Source organism: Nocardiopsis algeriensis, from assembly GCF_014203695.1.
GTDB classification, from domain to species: domain Bacteria; phylum Actinomycetota; class Actinomycetes; order Streptosporangiales; family Streptosporangiaceae; genus Nocardiopsis; species Nocardiopsis algeriensis.
In genome coordinates this window covers 299,678-313,557 of record NZ_JACHJO010000004.1, presented here as the reverse complement: position 1 = coordinate 313,557, position 13,880 = coordinate 299,678, and the positions used below count along the sequence as shown (strand labels likewise).

12 protein-coding genes are annotated in these 13,880 nt (G+C 72.2%); 5 read left to right on the top strand and 7 right to left on the bottom strand.

From position 1 onward, the window contains the following. The first annotated feature begins 159 nt into the window (after positions 1-159). Complete coding sequence (locus tag FHS13_RS07955) at positions 160-897, top strand: DUF3159 domain-containing protein (RefSeq protein WP_184289905.1); 738 nt, start codon at positions 160-162, stop codon at positions 895-897. Here FHS13_RS07955 and FHS13_RS07950 read toward each other — a convergent pair. After that, entirely contained in the window at positions 894-1,580 is a 687-nt protein-coding gene (locus tag FHS13_RS07950; protein WP_184290258.1) for a potassium channel family protein, read from the bottom strand. The genes FHS13_RS07955 and FHS13_RS07950 overlap by 4 nt on opposite strands. A gap of 2 nt (positions 1,581-1,582) precedes the next feature. Next, entirely contained in the window at positions 1,583-2,257 is a 675-nt protein-coding gene (locus FHS13_RS07945) for an NAD-binding protein (RefSeq protein ID WP_184289902.1), read from the bottom strand. 204 nt (positions 2,258-2,461) lie between these two features. Here FHS13_RS07945 and FHS13_RS07940 point away from each other — a divergent pair, with 204 nt between their 5' ends. Further along, positions 2,462-3,748, top strand: coding sequence for a class I SAM-dependent RNA methyltransferase (locus FHS13_RS07940; RefSeq protein WP_184289899.1), 1,287 nt, complete (start codon positions 2,462-2,464; stop codon positions 3,746-3,748). 10 nt (positions 3,749-3,758) lie between these two features. On the opposite strand, the gene FHS13_RS07935 is transcribed toward FHS13_RS07940, so the two are convergent. The 5 genes from FHS13_RS07935 to FHS13_RS07915 form a co-directional block, all read right to left on the bottom strand. Continuing rightward, entirely contained in the window at positions 3,759-4,832 is a 1,074-nt protein-coding gene (locus FHS13_RS07935; RefSeq protein WP_184289896.1) for a hypothetical protein, read from the bottom strand. Between the two features lie 158 nt (positions 4,833-4,990). Then, on the bottom strand, positions 4,991-6,526 hold the full coding sequence (locus FHS13_RS07930) for a hypothetical protein (RefSeq protein WP_184289892.1): 1,536 nt from the start codon (positions 6,524-6,526) through the stop codon (positions 4,991-4,993). Next, positions 6,523-7,407, bottom strand: a complete 885-nt coding sequence (locus FHS13_RS07925) for an ATP-binding cassette domain-containing protein (RefSeq protein ID WP_184289889.1) — start codon at positions 7,405-7,407, stop codon at positions 6,523-6,525. Before FHS13_RS07925 ends, FHS13_RS07930 begins: the two co-directional genes overlap by 4 nt. Next, positions 7,404-8,204, bottom strand: a complete 801-nt coding sequence (locus FHS13_RS07920) for a zf-HC2 domain-containing protein (protein ID WP_184289885.1) — start codon at positions 8,202-8,204, stop codon at positions 7,404-7,406. The genes FHS13_RS07925 and FHS13_RS07920 overlap by 4 nt, the downstream gene beginning before the upstream one ends. Next, the gene (locus FHS13_RS07915) at positions 8,201-8,791 is read right to left on the bottom strand and encodes a sigma-70 family RNA polymerase sigma factor (protein ID WP_184289882.1); all 591 of its coding nucleotides are present in this window, start codon (positions 8,789-8,791) and stop codon (positions 8,201-8,203) included. Before FHS13_RS07915 ends, FHS13_RS07920 begins: the two co-directional genes overlap by 4 nt. Before the next feature lie 114 nt (positions 8,792-8,905). Between FHS13_RS07915 and FHS13_RS07910 the strand changes: the two genes are divergently transcribed. The 3 genes from FHS13_RS07910 to FHS13_RS07900 all read left to right on the top strand — a co-directional run bounded on the left by FHS13_RS07910 (position 8,906) and on the right by FHS13_RS07900 (position 13,783). After that, positions 8,906-9,841, top strand: coding sequence for an LLM class F420-dependent oxidoreductase (locus FHS13_RS07910; RefSeq protein WP_184289879.1), 936 nt, complete (start codon positions 8,906-8,908; stop codon positions 9,839-9,841). A 369-nt stretch (positions 9,842-10,210) separates the two neighbouring features. Continuing rightward, positions 10,211-12,940 (top strand): aconitate hydratase AcnA, encoded by a 2,730-nt coding sequence (acnA, locus tag FHS13_RS07905; protein ID WP_343064944.1) that lies wholly within the window; start codon positions 10,211-10,213, stop codon positions 12,938-12,940. A 276-nt stretch (positions 12,941-13,216) separates the two neighbouring features. After that, positions 13,217-13,783 carry an SRPBCC family protein gene (locus FHS13_RS07900; RefSeq protein ID WP_184289873.1) on the top strand — a complete coding sequence of 189 codons (567 nt, stop codon included), beginning with the start codon at positions 13,217-13,219 and terminating at the stop codon, positions 13,781-13,783. The last annotated feature ends 97 nt before the right edge of the window (positions 13,784-13,880 follow it).

The window sequence follows — 13,880 nt, the reverse complement described above, 5'->3', positions numbered from 1 at the left end:
TGAGAGTCCGGTAAGAAGGCGGGCGGACAAGGCAGCCACATCCCCAGGAAGAGGGGCGTTCCGCCTTGCGCGTCTGTACCGGCAGGTGGTGCGTTGCATAGGCTGGGGCCGCCATGGCCCGCAACGGGCGACACGACGAGGAAAGCGGACCGGAAGCAGATGAGCGAGCAGCGCAGCGCCGCCGGGGACACGCCGGCGCAGGAGCAGGCGGCAGCCCCCGCCGTCACCGAGGACACGGTCGAGGCGCTGGTACGCTCCCAGCTGGCCAAGGCCCTGGGCGGCAAGCGCGGCATGGTCGAGGCGGCCGTCCCCACGCTGACCTTCACCCTCTCCTACATCGTCAGCTCCGAGCTGCGCCTGTCCATCGCCATGGGCGTGGTCGCCGCCCTCGTGCTCGGTGCCGTCCGCCTCCTCCAGCGCTCCTCGGTGCAGTACGTGGTGACCAGCCTGTTCGGCATCGGCATCGCCGCGGTGTTCGCCATGCGCAGCGGTGACGCCGCCGACGCCTTCCTGCCCGGCATCATCTACAACGCCGTCTACGCGGTGGTCCTGAGTCTGTCGGTCCTGGTGCGCTGGCCCGCCATCGGCCTGATGATCGGCCCCTTCATCGGGGAGAAGGAGGACTTCACCTCCTGGCGGGAGAACCCCGCGGTGGTCCGCCTGGCCTCCAGGCTCACCTGGCTCCTGGTCCTGCCCTGCGTCATCCGGGTCCTGGTGCAGTACCCCCTGTGGCTCGCCGACAACTACGGCTGGGCCGACACCTTCGCCCTCCTGGGTCTTTCCAAGGTCGCCATGGGCTGGCCGCTCCAGGTGGCCGCCTTCGCCGCCATGGTGTGGCTCCTGGCCCGGGGGCGCACCCCTGTGGAGAGCGCCCCCGCCGCCGGGCGCGAGGACTAGTCCTCGCCGCCGGGTTCCCCCGGGGGTGAGAGGAGTTCCTCCAGAGGACCCAGGGAGTCCGGTTCGGAGAGGAAGACCACGGTGTTGCCCACCGCGAGCGTGCGGTCGGGGTCGGGCGGGCGCACCCCGCCCGAACCGAGGACGGCCACCAGGGCCACACCTCGGGGAAGCGCGGAGGTCAGGTCCCTCTCGGGCCGCCCCGCGAACGGGCTGGCGGCGTGCAGCACCGACTCGGCGATCTCGGCACCCGGCAGGGGCGGCAGGGCACCCTCCTCGGGACCCTCCTCCTCGTGCAGGCCCTCCACCAGGTCGGCGATCAGCCTCGGCGGCGACACCGCCAGGTCCACGCCCCAGGAGTCGTCGAACAGCCACTCGTTGGCGGGCTCGTTGATGCGGGCGATGACCCGCTCCACCCCGAACTCGGTCTTGGCCAGCAGCGAGACCACCAGGTTGACCTTGTCGTCGCTGCTGGCGGCGACCACCACGTCGAATCCGCCCAGCCGGGCGTCCTCCAGGGCCGACAGCTCACAGGCGTCCGCCAGCATCCACTCCACCTCGGGCAGGTCGTCGACCCCTATCGCCCGGGTGTCCCGGTCGATCAGGAGCACGTCGTGCCCGTTGCCGGCCAGCTCCGTGGCGATGGAGCGGCCCACGCTGCCCGCGCCCGCGATGGCGATCCGCATCCTCATTCACCAGCCTCGTCGTCGTGCAGCCGCTCGGCCAGCCCGCCCAGGTCCCGGTTGTGCGCGACCACGTGCAGCATGTCGCCCTCCTCCAGCGGCTCGGCCGAGCGCGCCAGGACGATCCGGCCCCGCCTGGAGAGGTAGACCACCCGCAGCGGGGCGCGCTCCTCCAGCTCGCCCACCGTTCTTCCGGTCCATCCCGCGGGCAGGGGGAGCGCGTCCATGGCCAGGGTTCCGGAGGCGTCGTGCCACTCGGGTCCGGCGGGGGCCCGCTCGTCGCCGGGCACCATGCGCCGCAGGACCGCGTCGGCGGTCCAGCGCACCGTGGCGACCGTGGGGATGCCCAGCCTCTGGTAGACCTCGGCGCGGCGGGGGTCGTAGATGCGCGCCACCACGTTCTCCACGCCGAAGGTCTCGCGGGCGACCCGGGCCGCGATGATGTTGGAGTTGTCACCGTTGCTGACCGCCGCGAACGCGCCCGCCCGATCGATCCCCGCGGCGAGCAGCACCTCGCGGTCGTAGCCCACCCCGCGTACCGCGTACTTGGCGGTGTCCCCGCGCAGGCGCCGGAACGCCTCGGGGTCCTGGTCGATCACCGCCACCGTGTGTCCCAGGTCAACCAGGGTGTGCGCCAGCGTGGAACCCACGCGGCCGCACCCCATGATCACGATGTGCACCTTCCACTCCCGTCGAGCCGCCTCCGGGCACGGGCGCCGTGCCGCAAGGACACCTTGGCACACCGCCTCGGGGCCCTCCGCACGGACCTGTCCGGACGGCCTTCGAAGGCCGGTAGATTGGGGACGTTTGGTGGCTGTACAGGCAGTTCACCGCGACAACAGCGCGGCAGCTCCGCGACAGCACCGACCCGGGAGGACCCCGCCATGACCCTAGTGGGACACGAGTTCGAGATCACCGTCGAGGGTGCCGCCCACGGCGGCTGGTGTGTGGGGCGCCGTGACGAGCAGGTGGTGTTCGTCCGCCACGCGCTGCCGGGAGAGCGCGTGCGCGTGCGCGTCACCGAGCAGACCAGCCGCTTCCTGCGCGGCGACGCCGTGGAGGTGCTCACCGCCTCCCCCGACCGCGTCCAGGCACCCTGCCCGTTCGCCGGTCCGGGCCGCTGCGGCGGCTGCGACTGGCAGCACGCGGCTCCCGAGGCCCAGCGCCGCATCAAGGCCCAGGTGGTCTCCGAGCAGCTGCGCCGCATCGCCGGGATCGACCGCGAGGTCGTCGTGGAGGAGCTGCCCGGCACACCGGACGGTCTGGGCTGGCGCACCCGGGTGCGCTTCACCGTCGACTCCGAGGGCCGCGCCGGCCTGCGCCGCCACCGCTCCCACGAGGTCGAACCCGTCGACCGCTGCCTGATCGCCTCTCCGGGGGTGGCGGACCTGGGCATCCCCCGGGTGCGCTGGGAGGGGGTGCGCGACGTGGAGGCGGTCGCCTCGGCCACCAGCGGCGACCGCGCCGTCGTGGTCACCCCGACCGGTTCCAAGCTGGGCCCCCTGCCCGAGCTCGGAGCCCCCGCCGCCGTGCTGCGCCGCTTCAAGGGCGGACGTGTCCAGCACGTGCGCGGACGCCGCGGTGTGCGCGAGAACGCGGCCGGCCGCGAGTACCGCCTCGGCGCGAACAGCTTCTGGCAGGTCCACCCGGCCGCCGCGGACGTCCTGACCGGCGCGGTCATGGAGGCCCTGGAGCCCGGGGAGGGGGAGACCGCCCTGGACCTGTACTGCGGCGTGGGCCTGTTCACCGCAGCGCTCGCCGAGGCGGTGGGCCCGGAGGGCCGCACCATGGGTGTGGAGAGCGGAAGCGAGGCCGTGCGCGACGCCCGCCGCAACCTGCGGGACATGGAGCAGGCCCGGATCGAGCAGGGCGACGTGGCGGCCCAGATGCGCGAGTGGGCCGATGTGCACGCCGACCTCGTCGTCCTGGACCCGCCGCGGTCGGGCGCCGGCGCGGAGGTGGTCCGCTCCATCGCGGGCACGCGGCCCAGGAAGGTCGCCTACGTCTCCTGCGACCCGGCCACCCTCGCCCGCGACCTCGCGGAGTTCGACCGCAGCGGCTACCGGCTGGTGGCGCTGCGCGCCTTCGACGCCTTCCCCATGACCCACCACGTGGAGTGCCTGGCCGTCCTGGAGCCCGTGCGCCCGGCGCGCCGCCACCTCCAGGACTGAGGGAGGACGGTCAGTTCCTGCGGGCGAGGCGCAGGGCCAGGCCGCCGATACCGGCGGTGAGCAGGCCGAGTGCGATCAGTCCGGCCAGTGCGCCGCCGGTGACGGGCAGGCCGCCGGTGGCGCGGGTGCCGTCCGTCTCTCCGGACCCGCCGTCGGCCTCCTCGGTCCCGCCGGTGGCGTCGTTGTCCTGCGGGTCCGGCCGCGTGCTCTCGGAGCCCTCCGGGCTGCCGGGTGCGTCGGCGCCGGGCTCGGGGACTCCGGTCCCGGGGACCGGCTCCTCCTCGCCGGGGGTTCCGCCTCGGGGTTCGCCGTCGGCCCGGGGCGGTGCGCTCTCCGTCTCGGCCGGGGGCTCACCGGCGGGCTCCTCCCCGGCGCCGGCTGCGGCCTCGGAGCAGTCGACGGAGACCGCGCCCAGGGTCAGGTCGAACAGAGTGGCCCCGTCGGCCTCGGCGGTCACACGGGTGTAGAGGTCGCCGCCGGCGGCGGTGGGGTCGGTCGGCTCGGCGTTCTCGACGGTGACGTCGGCGGTCATGTCCTGGCCGGGGACCGGGACGGTGGTGCTCACCCGCGGTTCGTCCACCGGAATCGGAGTTCCGAACACGGTGACCACGTGGTCGTTGCCGCCCGAGCCGCCGTCGAGCCTGCTCTCCCATTCCAGGTTGCCCGAGAAGTCGCACCTGAGGGAGTGGTGGAGGGTGGCCAGGCCGACCGCCGGTGCCTGGTAGCCCGGCAGCCGCAGCTCGAAGCCGCCGCTGATGGAGGCCTCGGCCTCGGCGCGGCCCCCGCCGGACGCCGTGGTGTTCACGAGGGACTCGCTCCCGCCGACGGTGGCGAGGTCGAGCAGCCCGCTGGGGTCGGAGGAGAGGTCCGCCGAGGGGTACTCTCCGCCCACCTCGGAACTGGTGTAGACCCGGCCCCACACACCTTCGGTGGTGCCCTCCGCGTGGGTGGCGGACAGGCCGACCAGTGTGCTGCCCGCGCTCGCCGGGAACGCCGTGTCCGCCTGGGCTGGTGCGGACAGCACCGAGGCACCCAGGAGGGCGGCGGGGACGACGGTTCCTGCGAGCATGCGGGCGACGGTCAAGAGAACTCACCTTGCGGTAGCGACCACGAAACTGCCAAAAGCGACAATTGGGACAATAGTGATTATATTTATCATTCGGTAATGTAAGCCAAAAATGTCCCGTGCTGTGGCCAGGTTCATAGATGCAGGTCGGAGCGCGTTCCGCGAGGTCCCTGCGGTCAGGAAGCGCGCCCGCACACGTCGGCATCGGCGTTCCAGACGGGATAGCCCTCGCCCCACTGCTGAGAGGACAGCAGCGGCGACAGCAGATCCCAGTCCGAGGCGCTCATCGGGGTGTCCGCCGGACTCTCCAGGACCACACCCAGCTCCTCGGCGAGTTCCACCGAACCCAGCTCTCCCGACACCAGGCGGTCCCAGTGCAGGTGCAGGGCCTGGCGCACCCTCTCCCGGGGAAGCTCCTCCAGGGCGCGGACCAGCTCCAGGTCGGCGGGCGCGGGGGTGTGGTCGGTCAGGTACGCGGCCGTGATCTCGGCCTTTTCGAGGGCGGAGAGCGTGTCGGGCAGGTCGAACAGCCAGGGGGCCACCGTGATGCGCGCCTGACCGGTCGCCCGGCACGGTGCCCGGTGCGGGGTGAAGTCCATGTTCAGGGCGATGCGGGCGGCATCGGCGATCAGCCAGGCCTCCCAGTACCCCGATCCGGGATCGGCGTGGTCGTAGACCACCATGCCCCGTCCCGGGGGCAGCTCCATCTCCCTCGTGTAGGCATGGCTGTCCTGCCACAGCACGGGCTTGCGTGCCTCCTCCGGCAGCTGGGCCATCGCGGGCCCGAGCACGGAGTGCCAGAGACCGGTCCAGGACTCGTAACCGGGCAGCGGGCAGTAGGTGATGCCCTCCAGCTCCCGGCAGGGGGAGGCACCGCTGTGGCCGTACACCTCGCTGTCGGGGATCGGCGTGCCCCAGGGGTAGGTGTGCCGACCGTGGAGGGCGGTGCCCGCGGCACCCGCCAACAGGGCGACCGCGGTCCCCAGGGACACGAACAGGACGGCCCCGCGCCGTCGCGCGGCCAGGGCCAGCGCGGCCAGGGCGGCCAGGACCAGCAGCGCGTAGGCCAGGGACAGCAGGCTCACCCCGGTGAGCGAAGGGGTCTGCACGATGAAGGGGTTGTGGAGCTGGTAGGCCACCTGCTCCATCCTGCCCATGGTCCAGCCCATCCGGCTGGAGGCGGCGAGCGTCGCGTAGAGAACGTAGCCGGGGCCGCCCAGGGCGAGCAGGAGCAGCGGCAGGTAGGAGCGCGTCCACGAGGCCAGGGCGATGCCGGTCACCGCTCCCGAGGCCGCCGTGGCGAAGGGGACCGGGACGGCGTACGGGCTCACCACCCCGGGCAGTGGGTGGTCGTAGGTGTGGTACAGCACTGCCGTCCCCGCGGCCTGGGCGGCACAGCTCACCAGTACGGCCGCGGTCAGCAGCGCCAGGAGCCTTGCCGTACGGCCCAGCGGTGCGACGGGCGTCCCGGGGTGTCGGGCCTCGCGCACCGCCGCCGGCGTCACCGCGGCGAACATCGCCAGGGCGACCAGCACGGCCAGGGTGGAGAGCTCGTTGTACCAGCTCTCCGCCGTTCCCGTGCGCTCGATCCCCCGCAGGCTCCACACCATGGCGCCCGCGGCGGCGGCCCCGAGCAGCAGGAAGGGGCTGGTGGCCAGACGCCGGGAGTTGAACCATGTCAGCCGCAGGAAGGCCGCGGCGTGCCGTCTCAACCCCGCCCCCTGTCCATGCCCGTGTACAGGAGGTAGGCGTCCTCCAGCGAGGGCTCCACGGCGGTGAAACCCCCGCCGGGCGAGTCGGTGCCGTGCGGGGTCAGTACGCGGTGGCGGCCGTCGGCCAGCCGCCAGGAGGTGCAGCCGTCGCCGGGGTCGCCGGCGCCTTCCCACACCCGGCCCCGGGCCCGTTCCACCAGGTCGCCGGGGGTGCCGTCGAAGATCACCCGCCCCCGGTCCAGACACAGGATGCGCCCGCACAGCGCGGCCACGTCCTCGATCTGATGGGTGGACAGCACCACGGTGCTGTGCACGGCCAGCTCCGAGACCAGGCTGCGGAAGCGGATGCGCTGCTCGGGGTCCAACCCCACCGTGGGCTCGTCCAGCAGCAGCAGCTCCGGCCCTCCCAGCAGGGCCGCGGCCAGCGCCAGGCGCTGGCGCATCCCTCCGGACAGGCGCCGGACCCGGCTGTGGCGCCTGTCGTACAGGTCGGTCCGCACCAGTACGCGGCGCACCTCGTCGTGGCGGTCCCGGCGGCTCCCCAGCTCCTTGAGCACGGCCATGTAGTCCAGCAGCCCGAACACCGTGAAGTGCGGGTAGAAGTCGGGGTTCTGCGGCAGGTAGCCCAGCCGCCTCCGGATCTCGGTGCGCCCGGCCGCGCGCTCGGGGTCGAGCCCGAACAGGCGCACCTCGCCCGCGCTCGCCTCCAGGTCCGTGGCCAGGCAGCGCAGAAGTGTGGTCTTGCCGGCCCCGTTGCGGCCCAGCAGGCCCGTCACCCCCCGGCCCAGCGACAGGTCGACGCCCTTCAGGGCGGTCCGGGTGCCGTAGTGGCGGACCAGCCCCCGGACGTGTACCGGCGGTGCCGCGGCCGGGGCGCTCACGCCGTCCTCACCCGCAGCAGGAGGGTTCCCAGCAGGAGCGCCAGCGCCGTGCCCCACCACACCTGGGACGGGGGCGCCAGCAGCACCACGGGCGCGGAGTGCTCGACGAGGAAGAGTGTGAACAGGGCCGCCGCCCACAGGCTGCCCATGACACCGGCGGCCGCGCTCAGGTGCATCCAGCGGCCCAGCACGAGCGAGCCGGCCACGAGTGTCAGTGCGGGCAGCAGCCACAGCGCCGCCGTCCACGGTGCCGTCGTCCCCGGCAGGAGCAGCGCCACCGCCGTGCACAGCGTCAGCGCGGGGACCAGTACCGCGCACGTGCGCAGGAAGAGCAGGCGCTGGCCAGCCAGCGGCGTGACCGACGTCAGCGTGTGCGCCGGGTCGACGCCGCGCCCGTAGGCCAGGGCCACCCCCAGCAGGGGTACGACCGGAGCGACGAAGACGAAGACCAGGGAACCCTTGGGCAGGGTGTGGGCGGCCAGCAGCGCGGCGGCCAGCACCGCCACGGTGGCGGCCAGCCACGCCCGGTAGAGGCGGGGAGTTGCGGCGAGCAGCTTCGCGGTGCTCTCGGCCAGGCCGGTCCGGGCCAGCAGGGCCTCCACCGGGCCGGTGCGGGGCCGGTCCACGACGTCGCGCAGCTCCGCCCAGCTGTCGGCCAGCCACTGCTCGTCGGTGGGTACCAGGGAACGGCAGGGGGCGCAGTGCATCAGATGGGCCTCCACCGACATCGCCGTGATCTCGTCGGCCCGGTGGGCCGCGTACTCGTGTGCCTGGGCAGGGGTCAGGTGCCAGCTCATGTTGTCAGTGCCTCCCGTAGGCGCGCCTTGGCGCGCATCACCCGTGTCTTGACGGTGCCCTCGGGGATCTGCAGGATCTGCGCCGCCTCCCGGACGGTGAGCCCGTCGAGCACGGTGGCCTGTATGGCCGCCCGCAGCTCGGGGGAGAGCGAGTGCAGCGCGGCGCCCAGCGGGCCGTGCTCGATGTTGAGCAGCACGGTGTCCTCGGCCGAGGCGTCGCCGATGGTCTCGTAGGGTTCGGGGTCGGTCTCGGCGATCCAGCGGTTGGCCCGCTTGCGCAACTGGGAGATGAGCTGGCGGATCGCGATGGTCCACAGCCAGGCGCCGGCGTCTCCGTCGCCCTCCCGCGGAGTGAAGGAGCCCGCGTTCCTCCAGACGGCGAGGAAGGTCTCCTGGAGGGCGGCGTCGAGCTGGTCGGTGTCCGAGCAGCGGTAGCGCAGGCGGGCCCGCAGCCAGGAGGCGTGCCTGCGGTGCAGGATCTCCAGGGCCTCGGTCTCGCCCGAGGCCACGGCGGACAGGAGCACCGGGTCGGGGCTGTCGGGACCGTAGGAGGGGGCGCGTCGGCGCGAGCGGCGGAGGAACTTCACGGGAGGGCTAACGTCACGTGCCGGGGGAGCGGTTCACCGGCGGGGACCGGCCTTTTCGAGAGTACCCGCGCGCCGGTTGCGGGTTGGCGGCCGCGGTGGGCGAAAATGAGACGTATGCGCCTGAGGATCTTTCTGGAACCCCAGCAGGGGGCCACGTACGAGGACCAGCTCGCCGTCGCCAAGGCGACCGAGGCGTTGGGGTTCGACGCTCTGTTCCGGAGTGATCACTATCTGCACATGGGGGACCATGTCACCGGCCTGCCGGGGCCGACCGACGCCTGGATCACCCTGGCGGGGCTGGCCCGCGAGACCTCGCGGATCCGCCTGGGCACGCTGATGACCGCCGCGACCTTCCGCCACCCGGGGCCGCTGGCCATCGCCGTGGCGCAGGTGGACCGTATGAGCGGCGGCCGGGTCGAGTTCGGCTTCGGCGCGGGCTGGTTCGAGGACGAGCACTCCGCCTACGGGATCCCCTTCCCCCTGACCGCCCGTGAGCGCTTCGACCGCTACGAGGAGCAGCTCGACATCATCACCGGCCTGTGGGCCACCGAACCCGGCGACACGTTCCGCTACGAGGGCAAGCACTACCGTCTGTCGGAGGGGCCCGCCCTGCCCAAGCCGCAGCAGTCCCCCCGACCTCCGGTGCTCATCGGCGGCACGGGGCTGCGCCGCACGCCGCGCCTGGCGGCCACGTTCGCCGACGAGTACAACGTGCCCTTCGCCTCGGTCGAGGAGACCTCCGCCGCCTTCGACCGCACGCGGCAGGCGGTCGCGGCGGCAGGGCGGGAGAGGCCCATGGCCTACTCGGCCGCGCAGGTGCTGTGCGTCGGCCGCGACGAGGCCCAGGTGGCCGAGCGTGCGGGGCGGATCGGACGCGAGGTGGACGAGCTGCGCCGCAACGGCCTGGCGGGGACGCCCGACGAGCTGGTCGACAAGATCGGCCGCTTCGCCGAGATCGGGGCCGAGTGCATGTACCTCCAGGTCCTGGACATGGCGGACCTGGACCACCTGGAGCTGGTCGCCGCCAAGGTTGCCCCGCAGCTGGACTGAGGCCGGCGCGATCGCGGGGGCGCCTGCACGGGCGGGGAAGCGGCCCGATAACTTGATATCGAGATACAAGTTGGATAGCTTGACATCAAGATAACTGCGGGGCTTCCCCGCGTCCGGGCGTGTGAGGTTGACCGCTCCGCCGCCCGGACCGAACGACGCGGTCGCCCTCGTACGGCGGCCCGCCTTGGTCTGGGACGAGTGGTGTCGTCGCAGGCCACGGCGGTCCGGACGGAGGCCGGAGAAGACGGAGAGCCACCCCGCGGCCCTCCGCGCTCGCGGTGTCCGGTGAGGGCGGCCTCAGTAGGACCCGCATCCGCCCCATGAGGCAGGATGCTGGGGACAAAGTGGCGAGATCAGGAGGCAGACACCGTGTCCGTGAACAGCTTCGGCGCCCGCGACACGTTGCGCGTTGGCGACGAGTCGTACGAGATCTTCCGGTTGGACGCAGTCGAGGGCGCCGACCGGCTCCCCTACAGCCTGAAGGTCCTCCTCGAGAACCTTCTGCGCACCGAGGACGGTGCCAATGTCACCGCCGACCACATCCGCGCCCTGGGCGGCTGGGACGCCAAGGCCCAGCCCAGCCAGGAGATCCAGTTCACCCCCGCCCGGGTGATCATGCAGGACTTCACCGGCGTTCCCTGCGTCGTCGACCTCGCCACCATGCGCGAGGCCGTGCGCGACCTGGGCGGCGACCCGGACAAGATCAACCCGCTCGCCCCCGCCGAGCTGGTGATCGACCACTCCGTGATCGTCGACCTCTTCGGCCGCCCCGACGCCTTCGAGCGCAACGTCGAGATCGAGTACGAGCGCAACTACGAGCGCTACAAGTTCCTGCGCTGGGGCCAGACCGCCTTCGACGAGTTCAAGGTCGTCCCGCCCGGCACCGGCATCGTGCACCAGGCCAACATCGAGCACCTGGCGCGCGTCACCATGAGCCGCGGCGGCCAGGCCTACCCCGACACCTGCGTCGGCACCGACTCGCACACCACCATGCAGAACGGCCTGGGCATCCTGGGCTGGGGCGTGGGCGGTATCGAGGCCGAGGCCGCCATGCTCGGCCAGCCGATCTCCATGCTCATCCCGCGCGTGGTGGGCTTCAAGCTGACCGGTGAGCTCAAGCCCGGCACCACCGCCACCGACCTGGTGCTCACCATCACCGAGATGCTGCGCCAGCACGGCGTGGTCGGCAAGTTCGTCGAGTTCTACGGCGAGGGCGTCACCTCCGTGCCGCTGGCCAACCGCGCCACCATCGGCAACATGAGCCCCGAGTTCGGCTCCACCGCCGCGATCTTCCCGATCGACGACGAGACCATCCGCTACATGCGCCTGACGGGCCGCAGCGAGGAGCAGGTCGCCCTGACCGAGGCCTACGCCAAGGCCAACGGCTTCTGGCACGACCCGTCCAAGGAGCCCGAGTACTCCGAGTACCTGGAGCTCGACCTCGGCGACGTCGTCCCCTCCATCGCCGGACCCAAGCGCCCGCAGGACCGCATCGCCCTGTCCGAGGCCAAGCAGACCTGGCGCCACGACGTGCACAACTACGTCGAGGACCTGGTGGACGAGGCCAGCGCCGACTCCTTCCCCGCCTCGGACTCCCCGGCCCACATGGCCCAGCCCGGCGGCGACCGCCCCTCCCGCCCGGTCACGGTCACCATGGCCGACGGTACCGAGACCGAGATCGACCACGGCGCCGTGGTGATCGCCGCGATCACCTCCTGCACCAACACCTCCAACCCCTCGGTCATGCTCGGCGCCGCCCTGCTGGCCAAGAAGGCGGTGGAGAAGGGCCTGTCCCGCAAGCCGTGGGTCAAGACCTCGCTGGCCCCGGGCTCCAAGGTCGTCACCGACTACTACGAGCGCTCCGGCCTGACCCCGTACCTGGACAAGCTGGGCTTCAACCTCGTCGGCTACGGCTGCACCACCTGCATCGGCAACTCCGGCCCGCTGCCGGAGGAGGTCTCCCAGGCCGTCCAGAGCAACGACCTGGCCGTCGCCGCGGTCCTGTCGGGCAACCGCAACTTCGAGGGCCGGATCAACCCGGACGTCAAGATGAACTACCTGGCCTCGCCGCCGCTGGTGGTCGCCTACGCCCTGGTCGGGTCCATGGACGTCGACATCACCACCGAGCCGCTGGGCACCGACAAGGACGGCCAGCCGGTCTACCTGGCCGACATCTGGCCCACCGCCGAGGAGATCCAGGAGGTCATGGACTCGGCGATCGCCGCCGACATGTACGAGTCCGCCTACTCCGACGTCTTCGCCGGCGACGAGCGCTGGCGCTCGCTGCCCACCCCGACGGGCAACACGTTCGAGTGGGAGGACGACTCCACCTACGTCCGCAAGCCCCCGTACTTCGAGGGCATGGGCGAGACCCCCGAGCCGGTCACCGACATCACCGGTGCCCGCGTCCTGGCCAAGCTGGGCGACTCGGTCACCACCGACCACATCTCCCCGGCCGGCGCCATCAAGCCGGGCACCCCGGCGGCCGACTACCTCAAGGCCAACGGTGTGGAGCGCCGCGACTTCAACTCCTACGGTTCCCGCCGCGGCAACCACGAGGTGATGATCCGGGGCACCTTCGCCAACATCCGCCTGCGCAACCAGATCGCGCCGGGCACCGAGGGCGGCTACACCCGCGACTTCACGCAGGAGGGCGCGCCGGTCTCCTTCATCTACGACGCCGCGCAGAACTACGCGCAGCAGGGCACCCCGCTGGTCGTCCTCGGCGGCAAGGAGTACGGTTCGGGCTCCTCGCGCGACTGGGCCGCCAAGGGCACCGCCCTGCTGGGTGTGCGCGCGGTCATCACGGAGTCCTACGAGCGCATCCACCGCTCCAACCTGATCGGCATGGGTGTTCTGCCGCTCCAGTTCCCGGAGGGTCAGTCCGCCGACTCCCTCGGCCTGACCGGCGAGGAGACCTTCTCCATCACCGGCGTGACCGAGCTGAACGAGGGCCGCGTCCCCGAAACGGTGAAGGTCAGCACCGACACCGGTGTCGAGTTCGACGCCGTGGTGCGCATCGACACCCCGGGTGAGGCCGACTACTACCGCAACGGCGGCATCCTGCAGTACGTGCTGCGCCAGCTGATCGCCAAGTAGCGGTTGCCGACTCCGCCCCGCACCCGACCGGTGCGCGGCGCGGTGCGAGAAGGGGCCGCCACCGTCCGACCGACGGTGGCGGCCCCGCCCTTTTCCGGTACGGGGTACCGGCGGCGGGAAAAATTTCGCGATCCGCCGCGCGGAAAAAATCCCAGGTCACGGCGGGCGCTCGGTGCTTCTCCCGAGCTTGGCCGGATGTTGGGTAACGTTTGGGTATCGGCGTTTGGGTAGCGGTGCCTCCGAGGACGCATCACACCCGACGGAAGGATTCCGACAGTGTCTGACATCGTGGAGACTGTGGAGGTCGACGTCCCCGTGTCCGTCGCCTACGCGCAGTGGACGGACTTCGAGCAGTTCCCCCGCTTCATGGAGGGCGTCAACAGCATCACGCGCACCGGCGAGCGCCTCCTCCACTGGAACATCGAGATCGCCGGCCAGAAGCGCGAGTTCGACGCCGAGGTCACCGAGCAGGTCCCGCAGGAGCGCATCGCCTGGCGCAGCGTCGACGGCGTGTCCCACGCCGGTGTGGTGACCTTCCACCACATCTCGGCCTCCCGGACCAGGATCACCCTCCAGCTGCGCACGGTTCCCGAGGGCGCCGTCGAGCAGCTCGGCGACAAGCTGGGCCTGGTCAAGGCCCGCGCCAAGGGCGACATGAAGCGCTTCAAGGAGTACATCGAGGGGGCGCGCACCCCGGACGGTGCACCCGGGTACACGCCGGGCCCGACGCCGAACACCACTCCGGACCAGAGGCTGGGCGGCTTCCCCGGCCCGACCGACCCGGCCCCCGGCCGGATCCCGGGTGAGCCCGGCCAGAACCCCGGCCGCTTCCCCGGCAACTGACCGGCGGACCCACCCCGCCGCCCCCGGGCCCCCGCGCCGCCGCCGGCGCGGGGGCCCGCTCGTGAGGGCCCCTGACCTGCGGCCGGGCTCTTCCCCC

Excerpts from the sequence above, each read along its gene's own strand:
- FHS13_RS07955 (WP_184289905.1), top strand. The coding sequence starts at position 160 with ATGAGCGAGCAGCGCAGCGCCGCCGGGGACACGCCGGCGCAGGAGCAG.
- FHS13_RS07950 (WP_184290258.1), bottom strand. The coding sequence starts at position 1,580 with ATGCGGATCGCCATCGCGGGCGCGGGCAGCGTGGGCCGCTCCATCGCC.
- FHS13_RS07940 (WP_184289899.1), top strand. The coding sequence starts at position 2,462 with ATGACCCTAGTGGGACACGAGTTCGAGATCACCGTCGAGGGTGCCGCC.
- FHS13_RS07920 (WP_184289885.1), bottom strand. The coding sequence starts at position 8,204 with ATGAGCTGGCACCTGACCCCTGCCCAGGCACACGAGTACGCGGCCCAC.
- FHS13_RS07910 (WP_184289879.1), top strand. The coding sequence starts at position 8,906 with ATGCGCCTGAGGATCTTTCTGGAACCCCAGCAGGGGGCCACGTACGAG.